The sequence below is a fragment of the Pseudomonas sp. P110(2024) genome (genome assembly GCF_057480795.1).
The window spans coordinates 39,537-60,013 of the sequence record NZ_JBLIYT010000013.1 but is presented as its reverse complement, the minus strand read 5'-3'; the positions used below and the strand labels follow the sequence as shown (position 1 = coordinate 60,013).

The 20,477-nt window shown below is 65.4% G+C and carries 14 protein-coding genes; 8 read left to right on the top strand and 6 right to left on the bottom strand.

From position 1 onward, the window contains the following. Positions 1-10: 10 nt before the first annotated feature. Positions 11-1,465, top strand: coding sequence for a TrkH family potassium uptake protein (locus AC25ND_RS20470; protein ID WP_028691094.1), 1,455 nt, complete (start codon positions 11-13; stop codon positions 1,463-1,465). Here AC25ND_RS20470 and AC25ND_RS20465 read toward each other — a convergent pair. Then, the gene (locus AC25ND_RS20465) at positions 1,422-2,468 is read right to left on the bottom strand and encodes an AraC family transcriptional regulator (protein ID WP_028691095.1); all 1,047 of its coding nucleotides are present in this window, start codon (positions 2,466-2,468) and stop codon (positions 1,422-1,424) included. The genes AC25ND_RS20470 and AC25ND_RS20465 overlap by 44 nt on opposite strands. 154 nt (positions 2,469-2,622) lie before the next feature. Between AC25ND_RS20465 and AC25ND_RS20460 the strand changes: the two genes are divergently transcribed. Together AC25ND_RS20460 and AC25ND_RS20455 are read left to right on the top strand one after the other, a co-directional pair. Then, positions 2,623-2,934, top strand: coding sequence for an Mpo1-like protein (locus AC25ND_RS20460; RefSeq protein ID WP_028691096.1), 312 nt, complete (start codon positions 2,623-2,625; stop codon positions 2,932-2,934). Positions 2,935-3,036: 102 nt separating this feature from the next. After that, positions 3,037-3,621, top strand: coding sequence for an HD domain-containing protein (locus tag AC25ND_RS20455; RefSeq protein WP_028691097.1), 585 nt, complete (start codon positions 3,037-3,039; stop codon positions 3,619-3,621). Between the two features lie 16 nt (positions 3,622-3,637). Here AC25ND_RS20455 and AC25ND_RS20450 read toward each other — a convergent pair whose 3' ends face one another. Beyond that, positions 3,638-4,453 (bottom strand): UDP-2,3-diacylglucosamine diphosphatase, encoded by an 816-nt coding sequence (locus tag AC25ND_RS20450; protein ID WP_028691098.1) that lies wholly within the window; start codon positions 4,451-4,453, stop codon positions 3,638-3,640. 124 nt (positions 4,454-4,577) lie between these two features. On the opposite strand from AC25ND_RS20450, the gene AC25ND_RS20445 reads away from it, so the two are divergent. Both AC25ND_RS20445 and AC25ND_RS20440 read left to right on the top strand, forming a co-directional pair. Beyond that, positions 4,578-5,372 (top strand): helix-turn-helix transcriptional regulator, encoded by a 795-nt coding sequence (locus AC25ND_RS20445; protein ID WP_028691099.1) that lies wholly within the window; start codon positions 4,578-4,580, stop codon positions 5,370-5,372. A gap of 58 nt (positions 5,373-5,430) precedes the next feature. After that, complete coding sequence (locus AC25ND_RS20440; RefSeq protein WP_028691100.1) at positions 5,431-6,318, top strand: DMT family transporter; 888 nt, start codon at positions 5,431-5,433, stop codon at positions 6,316-6,318. Here the strand turns inward: AC25ND_RS20440 and AC25ND_RS20435 are convergent, their stop codons facing one another. Continuing rightward, entirely contained in the window at positions 6,319-6,600 is a 282-nt protein-coding gene (locus AC25ND_RS20435; RefSeq protein WP_028691101.1) for an Rdx family protein, read from the bottom strand. It lies immediately after the preceding gene. 66 nt (positions 6,601-6,666) lie between these two features. Here AC25ND_RS20435 and AC25ND_RS20430 point away from each other — a divergent pair, with 66 nt between their 5' ends. Beyond that, positions 6,667-8,853, top strand: coding sequence for a patatin-like phospholipase family protein (locus tag AC25ND_RS20430; RefSeq protein ID WP_486976562.1), 2,187 nt, complete (start codon positions 6,667-6,669; stop codon positions 8,851-8,853). A gap of 94 nt (positions 8,854-8,947) precedes the next feature. Here AC25ND_RS20430 and AC25ND_RS20425 read toward each other — a convergent pair whose 3' ends face one another. Further along, the gene (locus tag AC25ND_RS20425; RefSeq protein WP_028691103.1) at positions 8,948-9,385 is read right to left on the bottom strand and encodes a MarR family transcriptional regulator; all 438 of its coding nucleotides are present in this window, start codon (positions 9,383-9,385) and stop codon (positions 8,948-8,950) included. A gap of 138 nt (positions 9,386-9,523) precedes the next feature. Next, a complete protein-coding gene (gene recQ, locus AC25ND_RS20420; protein WP_028691104.1) occupies positions 9,524-11,671 on the bottom strand; it encodes a DNA helicase RecQ in 2,148 nt (715 codons plus the stop codon). A 244-nt stretch (positions 11,672-11,915) separates the two neighbouring features. Between recQ and AC25ND_RS20415 the strand changes: the two genes are divergently transcribed. Continuing rightward, entirely contained in the window at positions 11,916-12,503 is a 588-nt protein-coding gene (locus tag AC25ND_RS20415; protein WP_028691105.1) for a YecA/YgfB family protein, read from the top strand. Between the two features lie 8 nt (positions 12,504-12,511). After that, a complete protein-coding gene (locus AC25ND_RS20410; protein ID WP_028691106.1) occupies positions 12,512-12,874 on the top strand; it encodes a YbaN family protein in 363 nt (120 codons plus the stop codon). A gap of 84 nt (positions 12,875-12,958) precedes the next feature. On the opposite strand, the gene AC25ND_RS20405 is transcribed toward AC25ND_RS20410, so the two are convergent. Next, positions 12,959-20,068: a retention module-containing protein gene (locus tag AC25ND_RS20405; RefSeq protein WP_486976561.1), complete on the bottom strand. Its 7,110-nt coding sequence runs from the start codon at positions 20,066-20,068 to the stop codon at positions 12,959-12,961. Between the last annotated feature and the right edge of the window lie 409 nt (positions 20,069-20,477).

The following is a 20,477-nucleotide window of genomic DNA, read 5'->3' as shown; positions in this document are numbered from 1 at the left end:
AGCAGATCACATGGCGTTGCCGACCTTAAGGATCATTGGTTTCATCATCGGCATCTTCCTGATCACCCTGGCAGTGAGCATGGTGGTGCCCATGGCGACCCTGGTGGTCTTCGAGCGCACCGGCGACATGCCGTCGTTCCTCTGGTCGAGCCTGATCACCTTCCTCGCCGGGCTCGGCCTGGTCATCCCCGGCCGCCCCGAGCACGTGCACCTGCGTCCCCGCGACATGTACCTGCTGACCGTCAGCAGCTGGCTGGTGGTCTGCGTGTTCGCCGCCCTGCCGTTCCTGCTGACGCAACACATCAGCTACACCGACGCCTTCTTCGAAAGCATGTCTGGCATCACCGCCACCGGCGCCACCGTGCTCAGCGGCCTGGACACCATGTCGCCGGGTATCCTGATGTGGCGCTCGATGCTGCACTGGCTGGGCGGCATCGGCTTCATCGGCATGGCGGTGGCGATCCTGCCGCTGCTGCGCATCGGTGGCATGCGCCTGTTCCAGACCGAGTCCTCGGACCGTTCGGAAAAGGTCATGCCGCGCTCGCACATGGTCGCCAAGTCGATCGTCGCGGTGTATGTCGGCATCACCGTGCTCGGCAGCCTGGCGTTCTGGTGGGCGGGGATGAGCCCATTCGACGCGATCAACCACGCCATGTCGGCGATCTCCACCGGCGGGTTCTCCACCTCCGACCAGTCCCTGGCCAAATGGGACATCCCTGCGGTGCACTGGGTCGCGGTGGTGGTGATGATTCTCGGCAGCGTGCCGTTCACCCTGTACGTGGCCACCCTGCGCGGCCACCGCAAGGCACTGATCAAGGACCAGCAGGTGCAGGGCCTGCTGGCCATGCTGGTGGCCACCTGGCTGGTGCTCGGCACCTGGTACTGGGCCACCACCGACCTGCACTGGCTCGACGCCCTGCGTCACGTGGCGCTGAACGTCACCTCGGTGGTCACCACCACCGGCTTCGCCCTGGGCGACTACAGCATGTGGGGCAACTTCTCGCTGATGCTGTTCTTCTACCTGGGCTTCGTCGGCGGTTGCTCGGGCTCCACCGCCGGCGGCATCAAGATCTTCCGCTTCCAGGTCGCCTACATCCTGCTCAAGGCCAACCTCAACCAGCTGATCCACCCGCGGGCGGTGATCAAGCAGAAGTACAATGGCCATCGCCTCGACGAAGAGATCGTGCGTTCGATCCTGACCTTCTCGTTCTTCTTCGCCATCACCATCTGCATCATCGCCCTGCTGCTGTCACTGCTGGGCGTGGACTGGATGACCGCGCTGACCGGCGCCGCCGGCACGGTGTCGGGTGTAGGCCCCGGGTTGGGCGAGGTGATCGGCCCGGCCGGCAACTACGCCAGCCTGCCGGACGCGGCCAAGTGGATCCTCTCCGGCGGCATGCTGCTGGGCCGCCTGGAGATCATCACGGTGCTGGTGTTGTGCATGCCGGCGTTCTGGCGTCACTGACCGACAACCGCGTGCGGTACTCGCTCGGGGTGGTGTCGAACCAGCGGCGGAACGCCCGGTAGAAGTTGCTCGGATCGGCGAAACCCAGCAGGTAGGCGGTCTCCAGCAAGGTGGTGCCGGGCTGGGCCAGGTACTGCTCGGCCAGTTCGCGGCGGGTGTCGTCGAGCAGGGTCTGGAAGCTGGTGCCCTCGTCCTGCAGACGTCTTTGCAAGGTGCGCTGCGACAGGTGCAGGGCCTGGGCCACGGTCTCGCGCTTGGGCTCGCCCTGGGGCAGGATGCGGCACAGCACCTGGCGCACGCGGTGGGTCACGCGGCTTTCCGAGAAGCGCGCCAGGTATTCCCCGGCAAAGCGATCATGCAGCACCGCCATCGCCTCGTTGGCGGTCGGCAGCGGCGCCTCCATGTCGGCACGCTCGAGCACCAGCGCGTCATGGGGCGCGCCAAACACCAGCGGTGCATGGAACGCCACCTTGTACGGCTCGACATTCTTCGGCTGGCCGCCCTGGATCAGTACCCGCCGCGGCTGGATCGGCCGCCCGCTGAGCCAGGTGCACAGGGCCAGGGCACAGGCCAGGGAGGCCTCGGCGCTGTGCCGGGTCGGTGGCAGGTGATCGCCATGCACGGTCAGCACCAGGGCGTAGCCGTCCGGCTCGAGGCGAAAGCTCAGGTCCGAGCTCTCGGCGATGATCCGCTGGTAGCGCACCAGGCGCTCGAAACCCTCGGCCAGGGTGCGGCTGGACATCAGCGCATAACCCACCACATGGAACGAGGCCGGTCGCACCACCCGGGCCATGTTCAGGCCGATGGCCTCATTGCCCGACAACTCGACCGCCAACTGCCACAGCCGGGTCATCGAATCCTGGGTGAATCGCGCATCGGGGTCGTCGAGGGCGGAAAAGTCGAGCCCTAGTTGCTTGAACATGGCCGGACAATCGAGCCCTTCCAGCTCGAGTGCCTTGACGATCCCTGATGCCCAGCTGGCTGACGTGGTTCTCTCACTCATGACAGGCTCTTGTGCTGACCGCTCCTGCGGTGAACCGAAAGGATACTCAATTGGCGCCTATTGTCACTGGCCACTGCCCCCAATGACTCTAGACTCGATTCAGGCTCCACGCCGTGTATCCTGTAAGCACGACCCGCAGATCCGGAAACCCGCCATGACCCGCACAGCGCAGTTCCGCAGTTTTGCCGAGTTCTATCCCTACTACCTGGGCGAGCACAGCAACGCCACCTGCCGTCGCCTGCACTTCGTCGGCACCAGCCTGGTGATCGCCCTGCTCGCCTACAGCATCGGCAGCGGCCAGTGGCTGTTGCTGCTGACCGTGCCGCTGGCCGGCTACGGCTTCGCCTGGGCCGGGCATTTCTTCTTCGAGAAGAACCGGCCGGCCACCTTCACCCATCCCTGGTATAGCCTGGTCGGCGACTTCGCCATGTTCCGCGACATCCTGCTGGGCCGGCTCAGCCTCTGAATCGGCCCGCAAGGCCAGGTTCGCGTCCCGGCCGGCCACTGCCAAAGCCCGCGCCCTGGCCAACACTGCCAGGCATGCCCCCGACACGAGTGGCCCGCGGCGATGAACAAGCAAGCGAATTTCAGCCACATGCGCGACGGCACCGCCCAGGACTGGGCAATCATTGCCGACGACTTTCGCGCCTATGCCCAGCAGTTGCCCCAGCGCATCCTCGCCCACCTGCGCCTGCTCGATGGCGACTTCGGCGGTTTTCCCATCGATCGCCTGAGCCACTCGCTGCAGACCGCCACCCGCGCCTACCGTGACGGCCGCGACGAGGAGTACGTGGTCTGCGCCCTGCTGCATGACATTGGCGACACCCTCGGCAGCTACAATCACCCGGATATCGCCGCAGCGATCCTCAAGCCCTTTGTCAGCGCCGAGAACCTGTGGATGGTCGAGAAGCACGGGATCTTCCAGGGCTACTATTTCTTTCACCACCTAGGCATGGATCGCCACCTGCGCGAGCAGTTCAGCGATCACCCGCAATACCAACGGACCATCGAGTTCTGCGCGCGCTACGACGCGGCGGCATTCGACCCCGAGTACCCGAGCCTGCCGCTGTCGTTCTTCGAGCCGATGATGGAGCGGCTGTTCGCCCGGCCCAGGCAGTCGATCTACAAGACAGCCCTGAAAGCGTCGGCCTGACCGGCAGGGACGGCGATCAAGCCGGTTCACCAAGCTCCGCCAGGCGCGACGCGGCTTCCCGCGCCTGCGCCTCGGCGAACCGGTACAGCTCGATCCGCCCGTCCCAGTGCTCGATCAGCGCCGTGCACGACTCCACCCAATCACCGCAGTTGAGGTACTCCACCTCGCCCACCCGACGAATCTCGGCATGGTGGATATGCCCGCACACCACGCCCTGGAAGCCACGCCGGGTGCACTCGTGGGCGATGGCGTCTTCAAAATCGCTGATGAAGTTCACCGCCCCCTTGACCTTGTGCTTGAGGTACGCCGACAACGACCAATAACCGTAGCCATAACGGGCGCGCCAGTGGTTGAGCCAGCGGTTGAGCACCAGGGTGAATTCGTAGGCCCGGTCGCCGAGAAACGCCAGCCAGCGGTGGTAGCGGGTGATCACGTCGAACTGGTCGCCGTGGATCACCAACAGCCGCCGGCCATCGACGGTGAGGTGCTCGGCTTCGTCCACCAGCTGGATATTGCCCAGGATCAGTTTCGAGTAGCGGCGCAGGAACTCGTCATGGTTACCGGTGACGTAGATCACTTCGGTACCGCGCTTGCTCAGGGTCAGCAGGCGGCGGATGACGTTGGTGTGAGCCTGGGGCCAGTAGATGCCGCCGCGCAGTTTCCAGCCGTCGATGATATCGCCGACCAGGTAGATGCGCTCGGCCTGGTAGCCCTTGAGAAAATGCGCGAGGTGTTCGGCCTGGCAATCCCGGGTGCCCAGGTGCACATCGGAAATCCACAGGGTGCGGACACGCAGCTTGCGTGACGGGCGAAGGGGTTCGGCGTGGGTCATGGGCAGGCTCCGGCGCTGTTTGCTGGAGACTGGCAGGCACCGGTGACAGATTGGTGGCAGGTGCATGACCATCCTGCGTCCGCCTTGAGGTGTACACTCTTCACCTGCTTCGTGAGGACTCACCATGACCGCCGCCCCCCTGCTTTCGCTGCGCCATTATCGCCACGACCTGATCGCCCACAGCCACGACCACTCGCAACTGGTGTTCGGCCTGGGCGGACGCCTGGATTTCGAGGTGGATGGCCGCGGCGGCAGGGTCGGTCGCCAGGACCTGATGGTGGTGCCTGCCGGTGCCCACCACACCTGCGGCAGCCCCGAGGGTAGCCACTGCCTGGTGCTGGACGTGCCAGGCGGGCACTGGCTTGGCGAGCACCTGGGCGAGCACGCCGACAACAGCCGCCGCCTGCTCGACCGCCCCGGCCCCCTGGGCCTGGACAGCCGCCAGCAGCAGTTGGTGGACTGGCTGGCGGCAAGCCCGGTGGACGACCCGCTGATTGCCCGCCAAGGCGCGGTGCTGTTGCTGGCCAGCCTCAACCCGCAGGTCGGTGCCCCGGTACTGGCCAGCAGGCGCCTGCCCTATGCCGCCTTCGACCGGCATATCGAGCAGCACGCCGCCTATCCATTGCAGGTCGCCGATCTGGCGCGGCTGGCCGGGCTTTCCAGCGCGCGACTGCATGCGCGTTTTGCCAGCGAGCGCGGTATGACGCCGATGGACTATATCCGTGAGCGGCGGTTGGCGATGGCCCGGCGACTGTTGCGTGAAACGCTGTTGCCGGTGGGTGAGGTCGCGGCGCGGGTGGGGTATGGCTCGCAGAGTGCCTTCAGCGCGGCGGTGATGCGGGCGTTCGGCTGCACGCCGCTGGCGTTGCGGCGCGAGTCTGGCGACAACGGGCGCGAGGTGGGCGACAGACACAGCTAGACCGGGCTCTTACACTGAGCGCCAGGATCTTCTCTCCCTGCGAATGCAAAGGACCACCATGAACCACCGCACCGCCCTCGGCGCCCTGCATATCGGCGCGCTGTTCTTCGGCCTGACCGGCGTCTTCGGCAAGCTGGCCGCCAGCGCCAGCCCCTCGATCATCGTCTTCGGCCGCGCCCTGTTCGCGGTGCTGGCCCTGACCCTGTTCGCCGGCCTGGCGCGCCAGGCCTGGCAGCCGCTGCGCGGCCAGGACCTGCGCCGCCTGCTGCTGGGCGGCGCGCTGCTGGCCGGGCACTGGGTGAGCTTCTTCATCGCGGTCAAGGTCGGCGGCGTGGCCATCGCCACTCTCGGTTTCGCCAGCTTCCCGGCCTTCACCGTGATCCTCGAGGGCCTGCTGTTCCGTGAACGCATCCGCCGCAACGAAGCGCTGCTGGTGCTGCTGGTGAGCATTGGCCTGGTGCTGGTCACCCCGGCCTTCGACCTGGCCAGCGAAGCCACCGGCGGGCTGCTCTGGGCGCTGCTCTCGGGCCTGCTGTTCTCGCTGCTGTCGCTGACCAACCGCGCCGGTTCCGGGCGCCTGCCCGCCGTGCAGGCAGCGCTGTGGCAGAACCTGGTGGTGAGCCTGTGCCTGCTGCCGTTCGCCGCGCCCGGCCTGGACGCGGTGACGCCGCTGGACTGGCTGTGGATCGCCCTGCTCGGCGTTTTCTGCACCGGCGTCGCCCACAGCCTGTTCGTCGCCAGCTTGGCGGTGATCAAGGCGCGCACAGCCGCGGTAGTGTTCGGCATGGAGCCGGTGTACGGCATCGCCGTGGCCTGGGTGGTGTTCGCCGAACAGCCGACCCTGCGCATGCTCGCCGGCGGCGCCTTGATCATCTTCGCCATCGTGCTGTCCAGCCGCCTGGCCGCCGAGCAACCCGCCCGCCAGCCACAGCCCGAAAGCGCCTGATCAGCGATCGTTGTGGCCCAGGTCGCGCTGCGGATCGATCTGGTCGCGCACCCGCTGCTTGAGCACCTTGGCCTCGGGGAAGCCGCCGTCGGCCTTGCGTTCCCAGATCTGCACGCCGTCGCAGGTGATGCGGAACACCCCGCCGGTTCCAGGCTCCAGCGCCACCCGGCCGAGGTCGTCGGCAAAGGTGCTGAGCAGTTCCTGGGCCAGCCAGGCGGCGCGCAGCAGCCACTGGCACTGGGTGCAATAGGTAATGACGATTTGTGGCTTGCTGTCTGCCATGTAGGGAAACTCAGTAGGAAGGGCCGCTTATACTAGCGGTCTTTATCCTCTGGTTTGAGACTCACGATGCGCCGCCTGCTGTACTGCCTCCTGCTGATGCTCACCTCCTTCGCTGTGCTTGCCGCCGAGACGGCACGGCCGAAGATCGGCCTGGTACTGTCGGGCGGCGCCGCCCGCGGCCTGGCCCATATCGGCGTGCTCAAGGCCCTGGAGGAACAGGGCGTGCGCATCGACGCCATCGCCGGCACCAGCATGGGCGCGGTGGTCGGCGGGTTGTACGCCTCGGGCTACAGCATCGCCGAGCTGGAAAACCTGGCCACCACGCTGGACTGGCAGCAGGCGCTGTCCGATGCGCCGCCGCGCAAGGATGTGCCGTTCCGACGCAAGCAGGACGACCGCGACTTCCTGGTCAAGCAGAAGCTGAGCTTTCGCGACGATGGCAGCCTGGGCCTGCCGCTGGGGGTGATCCAGGGCCAGAACCTGGCCCTGCTGCTGGAAAGCAAGCTGGCCCACACCGCCGACATTCGCGACTTCGACAAGCTGCCAATCCCCTTCCGCGCCGTGGCCACCGACATCACCAGCGGCGAGAAGGTGATCTTCCGCCGCGGCCACCTGCCCCAGGTGATCCGTGCCAGCATGTCGATCCCGGCGGTGTTCGCCCCGGTGGAGTTGGACGGCCGGCTGCTGGTGGATGGCGGCATGACCGACAACATCCCGGTGGATGTGGTGCGCGAAATGGGCGTGGACCTGGCCATCGTCGTCGACATCGGCACCCCGCTGCGCAACCGCAAGCAACTGGCCACGGTGGTGGACGTGCTCAACCAGTCGATCACCCTGATGACCCGGCGCAACTCCGAGGAACAACTGGCCAGCCTGCGCCGCGAAGACATCCTGGTACAGCCACCGCTGTCGGCCTTCGGCGTTACCGATTTCGGCCGCGCCCGGGACATGATCGACGCCGGCTACCGCGCCACCCGTGCCCTCGACCCGCGCCTGGCGGCGCTGCGCCAGCCCGAGGGCGACAGCAACCTGGCGGTGGCGCGCTCGCCGAAACAGCGCACGCCGATCATCACCGCCATCCGCGTGGAGAACGACTCCAAGGTCAGCGACGATGTGATCCGCTACTACATTCGCCAGCCCGTCGGCGAGCCGCTGGATCTCGGCCGCCTGCAGACCGACATGGGCACCCTCTACGGCCTGGACTACTTCGACCAGGTGCAATACCGCGTGGCGCACAAGGGCGACGAGCATACCCTGGTGATCAACGCCCGTGGCCGGCGTGGCGGCACCGACTACCTGCGCCTGGGCCTGAACCTGTCGGACGACTTGCGTGGCGACAGTGCCTTCAACCTCGGCGCCAGCTACCGGGTCAATGGCATCAACCGGCTCGGCGGCGAATGGCTGACCCGCGCGCAGATCGGCGACGAGCAGGAACTGTACAGCGAGTTCTACCAGCCCCTGGACGTGGGCTCGCGCTACTTCGTCGCCCCTTACCTGGCCTTGGGCTCGCAGAACGTCGAGGCGACCCTGGACAACGACCCGGTGGCCGAGTACCGCCTGGAACGCTATGGCTTCGGGCTCAATCTCGGCCGGCAGATCGGCACTTACGGCGAGGTGCGCCTGGGCGTGGGCAAGGCCTGGGGCAACGCCGAGGTGCGCATCGGCGACCAGGACCTGCCCAAGGTCAGCTTCAACGAGGGGTTCTACGAGCTCAAGTACTCGTTCGACACCTTCGACAACGTCTACTTCCCCCACAGTGGCGAGGACATCGGCCTGACCGTGCGCAAGTACGACAAGTCACTGGACTCGGACCAGAACTACCGGCAGTGGCTGTTCAACCTGGACAAGGCCTTCAGCAGCGGGCCGAACACCCTGGTGCTGGGCGGCAGGTATGGACGTACGCTGGATGACGCGGTGGTGGTCACTTCAAGCTTCGTGTTCGGCGGCGCCCGACAGCTGTCGGGCTTTCGCCAGGACTCGATCTCGGGGCAGAACATGAGCCTGCTGCGCATGGTCTATTACCGCCGCCTGACGCCACGGGCCTACCTGCCCCTGGACTTCCCGTTGTACCTGGGTGGCTCGCTGGAGCGTGGGCGGGCGTGGAACAACGACAATGAGTTCGACAGCGGCTATATCAATGCGGCGAGCATCTTCCTGGGGCTGGAAACGCCGCTGGGGCCGTTGAACCTGAGTTATGGGGCCAACGATGCCCATGAGAAGGCGGTGTACCTGAACCTGGGGCACACCTTCTAGAACGATCGCGGGGCAAGCCCGCTCCCACAAGTCATGCAGACAATTGCGCAAGCAGACTCGTGGGAGCGGGCTTGCCCCGCGATTGATGAAGGGTTCAGGACTTCTCGAGATTATCGAGAATCTTCGCATGCACGCGCATGCACACTTCCATGTCGGCCTCGTCTATGCCGGTGAACAGCTCGAGGCGCAAGGCGTTGGCGATGGTCTCGATCTGATCGATCAGCGGCTTGGCCGGCGGGCACAGCAGGATCTTCTTGGCCCGGCGGTCTTCCATCACCGCCTGGCGGCGTACCAGCCCCTGGCTCTCGAGGCTGTCGAGCAAGCGCGCCAGGGTCGGGCCTTCGACGCCCACGCTCTGGGCCAGCTCACGCTGGGTCGGCGCCTCGTCGAACCTGGCCAGGTGCAACAGCACCAGCCAACGGGCTTGCGACAGGTTGAGCCCGGCCAGGCGTCGGTCCAGTTCGGCACGCCAGCCCCGAGACATCTGGGCCAGCTGCATGCCGAAGCGGTGTTGGTTGTCGGTCAGGGGCATAAGCAACTCAATGAATAGAACTAATTATTAGCCAGCTAATCATGGCCCGGCCAATCAGGCAAGGTTCGATGCCTCGGAAATTGCTGATAATCATGTAAGGGTATGACAAAGGTCAGCAATTGGCGCAAATGCCGGCAATCACAAGCCGAACTCCACCGCCAGCGCCGCCCGTACGCAATGCAGGACGCCTTCCGGCACCCGCTGGCCAAACAGCGGCGCCACGCCGGACACCGGCGGCAACTCGCCCTCGCCGTCGAGGAAGGCGTCCTGCACCTCCATCATCAGCTCCTCCGGCAGGTCCAGGGCCTGCTCCAGGCTCAGTTCCTGGCGGCCGATGGCCTCGGCCAGCAAGCTGTAGACGTTCTTCTCGGTGCAGTTCAGTTGCCCGGCGATCTGCGCCGGGGTCATGCCGGCGCGGGCCAGGCTGACCAGTTCGTGGCGCAGGTCGAGCACCACCTTCGGCGCCTCCTCGGTGCCGCCGGCGCCGTTGAGCACCTCGAGGAAGGCCTGGCCGTAGCGCTCCAGCTTGCGCGCGCCGACACCGCTGACCTGGGCCATGTCGCTGAGGCTGGTGGGCATGCTGCGCAGCATCTCCAGCAGCGTCGAGTCGGGGAAGATGACGTAGGGTGGCACGCTGTGCTCTTCGGCCAACTTGCGCCGCAAGGTACGCAGCGCTTCCCATAGTTCGCGCTCCTCGGCGCGCACCAGTTGGCTGGCCGGGCTGCCGCCACTGCCGCCGGAGGCCTTGGCCGCGATCTGCGGCTTGAGGTCGCGGCGCAGTTGCAGGTTCACCTCGCCGCGCAGCAACGGCCGGCAGCTGTCGGACAGGCGCAGGCCGCCATAGCCTTCCAGGTCGATATCCACCAGGCCACGGGCCACCAGCTGGCGGAACAGCGAGCGCCATTCGGCCTCGGCCAAGGCCTTGCCGACGCCGAACACCGAAAGTTTCTCGTGGCCGAAATTACGTACTTTTTCGGTGTCCTTGCCCAGCAGCACATCGACCAGGTGGCCGACGCCGTAGCGCTGGCCGGTGCGGAACACCGCCGACAGCGCCTGACGGGCAGGTTCGGTGGCGTCCCAGGTCTGCACATTGTCGACACAGTTGTCGCAATGCCCGCACGGCTGATCGAGCACTTCGTCGAAGTAGGCCAGCAACGACTGGCGACGGCAGCGGGTCTCCTCGCACAGCGCCAGCATGGCGTCGAGCTTGTGCTGCTCGATACGCTTGTGGCGCTCGTCGCCCTCGGAGTTCTGCAGCATCTGCTTGAGCATCACCATGTCCTGCAGGCCGTAGGCCATCCAGGCATCCGAGGGCAGACCGTCACGGCCAGCGCGGCCGGTCTCCTGGTAATAGGCCTCGAGTGACTTGGGCAGGTCAAGGTGGGCGACGAAGCGCACGTTGGGCTTGTCGATGCCCATGCCGAAGGCGATGGTCGCGACCATGATCAGTCCTTCCTCGTTGAGGAAGCGGTGCTGGTTGGCGGCGCGGGTCTCGGCGGCCAGGCCTGCGTGGTACGGCAGCGCCGGGAAGCCCTGGTCGCACAGGAAGGCGGCGGTCTCGTCGACCTTCTTGCGCGACAGGCAATAGACAATGCCGGCGTTGCCGCGGCGCTCGCCGAGGAACGCCATCAACTGCTTGCGCGGCGATTCCTTGGGCACGATGCGGTAGAAGATGTTCGGTCGGTCGAAACTCGACAGGAAGCGCTCGGCGCCCTGCAGGTGCAGGCGCTGGACGATCTCCTCGCGGGTGCGCATGTCGGCGGTGGCGGTCAAGGCGATGCGCGGCACATGCGGGAATAGCTCGGCGAGCTGGCCCAGTTGCAGGTACTCGGGACGGAAGTCATGACCCCACTGCGACACGCAGTGAGCCTCGTCGATGGCGAACAGGGCAATGTCCAGGCCGCGCAGGAAATCCAGCATGCGCGGCTGGACCAGACGCTCAGGGGCCAGGTAGAGCATCTTCACCTCGCCACGGCGCAGGCGCCCGGCCAGGTCGCGCTGCTGCTCGGCGCTGAGGGTGGAGTTCAGCGCCGCGGCGGCCACACCCAGCTCGTCGAGGGTGGCGACCTGATCGTCCATCAGCGCGATCAGCGGCGACACCACCACGGTCAGGCCCGGGCGCAGCAGGCCAGGTACCTGGAAGCACAACGACTTGCCACCACCGGTGGGCATCAGCACCAGGGCGTCGCCGCCGCCTGCCACACATTCGATGATCGCTGCCTGGCGCCCGCGGAAACTGTCGTAACCGAAGACATCCTTGAGGACGCGCTGAGCCTGTTCGAGCATTTGCCACTCCAAAATCGCCGTACCATCCTGGACTCAGGCTGGACGATAAATCCGCCGCGCGCACATCGAATGCGTAAGCGGTTTTTGCCAGATGGCAGGAAAACGCCACCAGAGCACGAAAAACTGCGGAGTATACCCGACTGCCCTACCCCCGGCATGCCCCGCGGACAGACGTTCCCTTTGCCCCGCAGCCGCCGCAAGGTGCTAGAATTCACTATCGTTTATTCCCCAAGGTAGCCCTGTAATGTCCTTCGCCGAGCAACTGACCCGCCTGCAAGCCTTCCTCGACGCCGATGAGCTGCACGAAGAAGCGCTGGACTACGTCGCCGCCCACGGCTACCTGACCGCGCTGTCGATCTGCTCCGAGGAAGTTCCAGAACGCGAATGGATCGACGCGCTGTTCGCCGAAGAACCGCACTATGCCAGCGATGCCCAGCGCACCGAGATCGAGGCCACCCTGGTCGCGCTCAAGGCGCACATCGCCCGCCAACTGGCCAGCGACGAAGAATTCGACCTGCCCTGCGAGCTGGACCTGACCGACGAGCCGGACGATTCCGACCTGCGCGGCTGGTGCATCGGTTTCATGGAGGGCGTGTTCCTGCGTGAAGAGGCCTGGTTCGAGAACGCCGAGGAAGAAGTCAGCGAAATGCTGCTGCCGATCATGGTCGGCTCGGGCCTGTTCGACGAGCAGCCGGAGTTCGCCGACATCGCCGGTAACGCCAACCTGCAGGACGACATGATCGTGCAGATCCCCGAGGCGCTGAGCGCCCTGTTCCTGCTGCTGCACGCCCCCGAAGAGAAACCTGCCCTGCTCAAGCCGCGCCACCACTGATCGACGTGGTGCGCTACCTGCTGCTGGCCGCCGGCTGGCTCAGTGTCGCGCTCGGGGTGGCGGGGATCTTCCTGCCGGTACTGCCCACCACCCCGTTCCTGCTGCTGGCGGCGGCCTGTTTCGCCCGCAGCTCGCCGCGCTTTCACCACTGGCTGGTGAATCATCCGAAACTCGGGCCATGGATCCGCGACTACCTCAGCGGCGAGGGAATTCCGCTGCGGGGCAAGGTTTATGCGATCGGCCTGATGTGGGCCAGCATCGGACTGTCCTGCTACCTGGTGCCGTTGTTCTGGGCACGGGTGTTCATGCTGACCAGCGCGGTGCTGGTCAGTACCTGGATCCTCAGGCAGAAGACCCTGCAGCGACCGTAGTGACGCCATCGCGGGGCAAGCCCGCTCCCACAAGGCCAATACAGCGCTTGTGGGAGCGGGCTTGCCCCGCGATCCGCGCCTGCGTTACACCGTATCCACCTTCAACGAATGGTCATTTAGCATGCCGGTGATGATGGTCGCCGTGTCATGCCCCGCCGCGATCACCCCGCCCGCCCCGGCGGCGACCCCGTAGTGCTGCGCCAGGTCCACCCCGGCCAGGTCGATGGTCTGGGTCGGCGCCGCGCCGGCGATGCTGCTGACTTCGATGGTCGACACCACGTTGACGCCGCTGCCACTGACCTTGAAGTGCAGGTAGTCGTCCAGCGACGCGCTGGTGGCGTTCTCGCCCTGCAACAGTTGCGACAGGTCCAGCCGATCGCTGCCCGGGGTGAAGTCGGTCACGGTGTCGTGCCCGGTATCGCCCTTCTGCCAGACGAAGGTGTCGTTGCCGCTGCCACCGGTGAGGGTGTCATCGCCGCGCCCGCCGATCAGGATGTCATTGCCGGCACCGCCCCTGAGCACATCGTTGCCCGCGCCACCGTTGAGCAGGTTGTCGCCGTCGTTTCCGGTCAGGGTGTCGTTGTAGTCCGAGCCGATCAGGTTCTCGATGCCGGTAAGAGTGTCCAGCCCCGCGCCGACAGTGTTCTGCTGGCCGACATGGCTCAGGTCGACGGTCACGCCACTGGTTGCCCTGGCATAGCTGGCGGTGTCGTTGCCGGGGCCGCCGTCGAGCAGATCATTGCCCGGCCCGCCAATCAGCAAGTCGTCGCCATCGCCGCCATACAAGCTGTTGTTGCCTGCGCCGGCCACCAGCACATCGTTGCCGGCGCCGCCGTGCAGGATGGTGTCACCCGCCCCGGCCAGCAGCACATCGTCCCCTGAGGTACCGGTAAGGGTATTGCCGGCCTGGTAGGTGATATCCACCGCTCCAGTGGCCGTGCCGCCATGGTTGTCGCTGACGGTGTAACTGCCGTGGTAGTCGTCGTTGCTGGCGTTGCTGTAGTCCACCACCAGGCTCAGCTTGTAGTTCTCGGCGGCCTTGCTGTTACCGGAGGCGTTCTCGGTGTTGATCACATGGATGCTGTACACGCCGCCATGGGTAGCCGTGAAGCTGCCGCCATCGGCAATGGTCTGGTAACTGCCGCCGGCCTCCTTCCACTCCATCAGCAGGTTGCCGGCGGGCCGGTCATGGTCGAGGGTCAGGGTCTCGCCCTTGCGCAGGGTGACCGTCAGGGTGTCCTCGTCGTTGGCGTTGGCGGTGCTTATCGAACCCAGGTAACCGGCCACCACCAGGGCGGCGGTCATGCTGCCATTGAGGCTGGTGAACTCGCTGCGGGCCAGGTCGCGCAACTGGTTCTCGGCCTTGTTGGCGGTGGCGTTGAAGGTGATGGTCTGGGCCTGCGTACCCGCCGTGAAGCCCGCGCCCTTGTCGGCGAAGTTGGTGTTGAACGTAGTTGGCGCGGCACTCAGGGTATCGTGGTCCGGATCGCTGTCATTGGCCAGCAAGGCCTCGGCCGGCACACTCAGGGTGGCGCCCTTGATGTTGGTGATGATGTGGTCGGCGCCGGCGACCGGCGCGCCATTGCCATTGATGTTCACCGTCAGGCTAGCGCTGCGGGTATCGCCGTCGTTGTCGCTGGCGGTAAAGCCGAACTTCTCTACCTGGCCGCTGCCGTTGTCCTTCGGCGGTGTGTAGGTGAACTCGCCGCTGTCCATGTTCACCACCAGGGTACCGCCCAGGCCGGTCTTGATATTCAGGCTGTTGCTCACGGTGTCGAACGAGGCCTTGTCCACCCCGCCACTGACCGCATAGCCGCCCTGCCCGCCATTGGCTTTCGGATCATAGGTGTAGGTAGTGCCGTCCACCAGCAGCGCCTTGATGAAGCCGCCGTCGGCCCCGAAGTCGCCGCCGCTCATCAGGCTGCCGGTGATCGGCGCGCCCTGCACCGTGCCGGAGAGCACCGCACTCAGCTGGCTGAGGTCGGTGACCACCACCGAGTTGGTGTCGGTATGGCTGCTGCCGTCGTAGGCCAGCGGATTGAGGTTGCCTTCGTTGACGCCGCTGCCCATGCCGATGGCGTAGGACTTGATGCCGTTGTTGTCGAGGAAGGTTTCCCAGGCAGCCTCGCGCGGCGCTGTCATGGCGTGGCCGTTGGTGGGCTCGCCGTCGGAGAAGAAGTAGCTGATGTTCTGCGCACCCACCAGCTTGCCGGTGGTGGCGAAGGCTTCCTGGGCCTTGGTGGCCGCCGAGTCGTAGTAGGTCGAGCCGCCGGGATTGAGCCCGGCGATCAGGCTCTTGGCCTCGCTGATGGAGACCCACACGGGTGTCTTGATCTCGGCGCCGGTGCCGAAAGTGACGATCTGCACCTTGATGTCGCCCATCTCGTCGTACTTGTCGAGCAAGGCATTGATGGCCTGCTTGGCCAGCTCCAGGCGGGTCAACCCCGGCACGCCGGAGCTTGCGGCCATGCTGCTGGACACATCCACCACCAGCAGGATGTTGGAGTCCACCTGGCCGGGCGTGATACTGCGCACCGCGCACTGTACCGTCGGCACATCGTCGACGATGTTGATGGCGATGGTGCTGGTGACAGTGTTGCCCAGGGCGTCGGTGGCCTTGTAGGTGAAGTACTCGTTGACGGTGTTGGCCCCGTCGTTGGCGCCACCCGGGGTCTTCGGCGCCGAGGTCAGGGTGTAGGTATAGGAGCCGTCTGCGTTGAGCTGGATCTGGCCGTACTGGCCCACGGCGTTGCCGACCAGGCTGTAGGTCAGGGCGCCGACGCCACCATGCACCGAGCCGACCAGGCTGCCGGAGGCCGTCTCGCCGGTGGAGTTCGGATCGCTGCCGGTCACGCTGCCGGCGGCCAGGTCGTTGCCATCCTTGTGCAGGTCCAGGGCTTTTTCGTAGACGGTGACGTCGTTGTCCTCGCACGCCACCAGTTTGCTGTCCTGGACATTGATGCGGATGGTCGTGGTGCTCTCGTCGCCATCGGCGTCGCGGATGGTGTAGACGAAGCTGTCGGTTGCCCCGGTGGGCGGCACGCTATTGGGATTGGCGTGGTAGGTGGCGTTGCCCTGGCTGTCCAGGGTCAGGTAGCCATACTGGCCGACGATCGTATCGCCGACATGGCCGATGGCTGACGTCGAGGTGTCGGAGCCTGCTCGCACGCCGACCACGTATTGTCCGTCGGCACGTACATCGGCGCCGACCACATCGTTATCCAGCACGTTGCCGCTGACACTGGCGCCTTCCGTGACCGAAGCCACATCGCAATGGGCCTTGGGCACATCGTCGACGATGCTGACCACGATGGTGCTGGTGGTGGTGTTGCCGAGCGAGTCCTTGACTTGGTAGGTGAAGCTCTCGGTGACCACATTCGGGCCGTCGTTGGCATGGTTGGGCGAGTTCGGCGCCGAGGTCAGGGTGTACGTGTAAGTGCCATCGCCGTTCAGCTGGATCTGGCCGTACTGCCCGGTGGCGTTGCCCACCAGGGTGAAGGTCAGGGCGCCGACGCCGCCACTGACCGAGCCGGCCAGCGAGCCGCTGGTGGTTTCCGTGGTGGCATGCGGATCGCTGCCGGTGACCGTGCCGGCGGCCAAGTCGTTGCCATCCTTGGTCAGGTCCAGGGCTTTCTCGTAGACCTTGGCCGTGTCGTCCGGGCAGGCGACCAGCGAGATATCGTGCACGTCGATGGTGATGGTCGTCGTGCTCTCGTCGCCATCGGCATCGCGGATGGTATAGACAAATACATCGGTGGCACCGGGCGGCGCCACGCTGTCGGGGTTGGCGTGGTAGGTGGCGTTGCCCTGGGCGTCGAGGGTCAGGTAGCCGTACTGCCCAACCACATTGCTGCCCAGCTGGCCGATGGCCGAGGTCGAGGTGTCGGCGCCTGCGCGCACGCCGACCACGTACTTGCCATCGGCCGGCACATCCGCGCCGATCACATCGTTGACCAGCACGTTGCCGCTGACCGTGCCGCCTTCATAGACGTTGGCGAAGTCGCTGTGGGCCTTGGGTACGTCGTCGACGATGCTGATCACGATGGTACTGGTGGTGGTGTTGCCCAGCGAATCCTTCACCTGGTAGGTGAAGGTTTCCGTCAGCACGTTCGGCCCATCGTTGACATGATTCGGCGAATTTGGCGCCGAGGTCAGGGTGTAGGTGTAGGAGCCATCGGCGTTCAGAAGGATCTGGCCGTACTGGCCGGTGGCGTTGCCGACCAGGGAAAAGGTCAAGGCGCCCACTCCGCCACTGATGGAGCCGGCCAGCGATCCACTGGCCGTCTCGCCTGTGGCGCCAGGATCGCTGCCGGTGACATTGCCACCGGCCAGGTCATGGCCGTCCTTGATGAGATCGAGCGCCTTCTCATAGACGGTCACGCCGCTGTTGGGACCCGCAATGAGCGAACAGTCGTGCACGCTGATGGTGATGGTGGTGGTGCTCTCATCGCCATCGGCATCGCGGATGGTGTAGACAAACACATCCGTGGCACCGGCCGGCGCCACGCTGTCGGGGTTGGCGTGGTAGGTGGCATTGCCTTGGGCGTCGAGGGTCAGGTAGCCATACTGCCCAACCACATTGCTGCCCAACTGGCCGATGGCCGATGAGGACGTGTCGCTGCCCGCGCGCACGCCCACCACATACTTGCCGTCGGCCACCGTATCGGCACCACTCACATCGTTGACCAGCACGTTGCCACTGACCGTACCGCCTTCATAGACGTTGGCGAAGTCGCTGTCGGCCTTGGGCAGGTCATCGACGATATTGACGTCCAGCGAGCCACTGGCCGTGCTGCCGTCGGTATCCGTGGCCGTGACGGTGAAGTGCTCCGTGAGGCTGTTGGCGCCGTCGCCGTTGGCATGGGTCTCATTGTCCAGCAAGGTGTAGCTATAGCTGATCACGCCCGTGGTGGGGTTGTAGCCGGTGATGGTCAGGGTATTGCCCAGGGCCGTGGTGATCGACTGCGGGAAGCTCGCCGCCACGCCGCCGCTGACCACGCTGATGCCGCCGACGCTCAAGGATTGCAGGCCATCCGGCGCGCTGACCGTGAAAGTGCCGCTCTGGGTCAGGGCGCCCGGGTTCGGCGCGCTGCCATCGGCCAGGTTCTTCTCGTAGACGGTCAGTTCGCCACCGTTCACGTCCAGCCCGCCCAGGGTCACCGGGTCGTTGAGGTTGCTGACATTGAGGGTCAGGGTCGCGGTGCTGGTGTCGCCGTCGGCATCCTTCAGGGTGTAGGTGAAGGTCTCCACCCCATTGCCACCGCCGTGCAGGTTCTTGAAGTCCGGGTCGTTGGTGTTGAGGGTGTAGGTGTAGGAACCGTCCGCCGCCAGCACCAGGGTGCCGTAGGTGCCAACGAAGGTACCGGCCACCACCGGACCGCTGGGGATCCGATCCGCCCCCTGGAGGTCATTGCTCAGCACATTGCCGCTGAGTTCCACATGCTGTTCGGTGGCAGCGGTGGCATTGGTGTCGTTCACAGCCTTGGGCAGGTCATCGACAATATTGACGTCCAGCGAGCCACTGGCCGTGCTGCCGTCGGTATCCGTGGCCGTGACGGTGAAGTGCTCCGTGAGGCTGTTGGCGCCGTCGCCGTTGGCATGGGTCTCATTGTCCAGCAAGGTGTAGCTGTAGCTGATCACGCCCGTGGCCGGGTTGTAGCCGGTGATGGTCAGGGTATTACCCAGGGCCGTGGTGATCGACTGCGGGAAGCTCGCCGCCACGCCACCGCTGACCACGCTGATGCCGCCGACGCTCAAGGATTGCAGGCCATCCGGCGCGCTGACCGTGAAAGTGCCGCTCTGGGTCAGGGCGCCCGGGTTCGGCGCGCTGCCGTCGGCCAGGTTCTTCTCGTAGACGGTCAGTTCGCCACCGTTCACGTCCAGCCCGCCCAGGGTCACCGGGTCGTTGAGGTTGCTGACGTTGAGGGTCAGGGTCGCGGTGCTGGTGTCGCCGTCGGCATCCTTCAGGGTGTAGGTGAAGGTCTCCACCCCATTGCCACCGCCGTGCAGGTTCTTGAAGTCCGGGTCGTTGGTGTTGAGGGTGTAGGTGTAGGAACCGTCCGCCGCCAGCACCAGGGTGCCGTAGGTGCCAACGAAGGTACCTGCCACCACCGGACCGCTTGGGATACGGTCCGCTCCCTGGATGTCATTGCTCAGCACATTGCCGCTGAGTTCCACCTGCTGCTCGGTGGCGGCGGTGGGATTGCTGTCGTTTACGGCCCGTGGCACATCGTCGCGGATGATCACGTCCAGGGACCCGCTGGCCACGTCGCCATCCGTATCGCTGACCAGCACCGGGAAATGCTCGCCCAGCGTGTTGGTACCCGCGCCGTCAGGGTGATGCTCGGCGCCGGTCAGGGTGTAGCTGTAGCTCACCACGCCGGTGGCCGGGTTGTAGCCGGTAATGGTCAGCACATTGCCGAGCCCGGTGACGATGGACTGCCCGACGCCCGTGACCACGCCCGCCGTGACCACATTGATGCCACCGACACTGAGGTTGAACACGCCGTCGGCAGCCACCACCGTGAAACTGCCGGCCTGTGTCAGCGCCGCAGGGTTGCTGGCCGAGCCCTGGGGCAGGTTGGCCTCGTCCAGGGTCAATTCGGCCAGGCTGACCTCCAGGCCAGTGAGGCTGACCGGATTGTCGACCACCGGCGTATTGGCTGGGAGCGGCCCGTCATCGTTGCCATCGAGGCCGCCAAGCTCGAGGTTGGCCAGCAGGGGGAAGCCATTGAATCCCGCGGTGGGGAAACCGATGGTGGGATCCACACGGGCGCCCACTTCAGTCAGTATCACGAAACTGTGGCCTCCGCCGAGCGCCCCCGAAACGCCTGAGGGGTTGCCACCCGCCGCCGTCGCTTCAGCGTCCTGCGTGGGGTCGGCACCTGCGGCAATGGCTTTTTGCAACTGCTCGACATCGCTGAGCTGGGCCTCGCTGGGCTGAGCATCAGGCGCCTGCACATGGGGAGCGCGATTGGCCAGCAGGTCGGTGGTCATCTCCAGGCTGCTGCCGCGACCCAGGGTCAGCTCCGCGCCATTGTGCAAACGCACCGCCACGGCGCCCTCGCTGCCGGTCTCGAGTTGTTCGCCGGCGAACAAGCGGTCGCCTTCCACCAACAGGCGGCGATGACCATCGTCGCCCACCGCGAATACCTGGCCGATCACCTTGCCGACTACACCGACTAATTTAGCCATGAGCGTACGCCTCCCCTGCCGATGGGCTTTTCGCAGATCAAGGCGTGCCGGGTAATGTGCGCAACGTTCCGAGTGCCATGGCTGGTGGATCGCTGCTGTCACGTTCGTGAGAAACCACGCTCCTTGTGACGACTGCCGCGATAGCGAAGAGGGCGAATGGCCATTATTAAGTGCCATTTTTTTGTCGCCAAATTCCGCTTTCGCCTTCCTCCCCTGTCTCCTTAGCTGCAAAAAATCTGGAACTTTCACAAAGGCCCGAAAATCGCCTGTCCCAGCCAATTCCCGTAACCACCTGAATGAAACAATGTCCCGGATTCCTTAGACCGCATAAGTTTTTTTTCGCATATATCTTATGAAAAAATCTTCTTAGCTCGCCCGATAAATGTTCTTAGCTCTGTTGTTACAAACC

Excerpts from the sequence above, each read along its gene's own strand:
- AC25ND_RS20470 (WP_028691094.1), top strand. The coding sequence starts at position 11 with ATGGCGTTGCCGACCTTAAGGATCATTGGTTTCATCATCGGCATCTTC.
- AC25ND_RS20465 (WP_028691095.1), bottom strand. The coding sequence starts at position 2,468 with ATGAGTGAGAGAACCACGTCAGCCAGCTGGGCATCAGGGATCGTCAAG.
- AC25ND_RS20460 (WP_028691096.1), top strand. The coding sequence starts at position 2,623 with ATGACCCGCACAGCGCAGTTCCGCAGTTTTGCCGAGTTCTATCCCTAC.
- AC25ND_RS20455 (WP_028691097.1), top strand. The coding sequence starts at position 3,037 with ATGAACAAGCAAGCGAATTTCAGCCACATGCGCGACGGCACCGCCCAG.
- AC25ND_RS20450 (WP_028691098.1), bottom strand. The coding sequence starts at position 4,453 with ATGACCCACGCCGAACCCCTTCGCCCGTCACGCAAGCTGCGTGTCCGC.
- AC25ND_RS20445 (WP_028691099.1), top strand. The coding sequence starts at position 4,578 with ATGACCGCCGCCCCCCTGCTTTCGCTGCGCCATTATCGCCACGACCTG.
- AC25ND_RS20440 (WP_028691100.1), top strand. The coding sequence starts at position 5,431 with ATGAACCACCGCACCGCCCTCGGCGCCCTGCATATCGGCGCGCTGTTC.
- AC25ND_RS20435 (WP_028691101.1), bottom strand. The coding sequence starts at position 6,600 with ATGGCAGACAGCAAGCCACAAATCGTCATTACCTATTGCACCCAGTGC.
- AC25ND_RS20430 (WP_486976562.1), top strand. The coding sequence starts at position 6,667 with ATGCGCCGCCTGCTGTACTGCCTCCTGCTGATGCTCACCTCCTTCGCT.
- AC25ND_RS20425 (WP_028691103.1), bottom strand. The coding sequence starts at position 9,385 with ATGCCCCTGACCGACAACCAACACCGCTTCGGCATGCAGCTGGCCCAG.
- recQ (WP_028691104.1), bottom strand. The coding sequence starts at position 11,671 with ATGCTCGAACAGGCTCAGCGCGTCCTCAAGGATGTCTTCGGTTACGAC.
- AC25ND_RS20415 (WP_028691105.1), top strand. The coding sequence starts at position 11,916 with ATGTCCTTCGCCGAGCAACTGACCCGCCTGCAAGCCTTCCTCGACGCC.
- AC25ND_RS20405 (WP_486976561.1), bottom strand. The coding sequence starts at position 20,068 with ATGGCTAAATTAGTCGGTGTAGTCGGCAAGGTGATCGGCCAGGTATTC.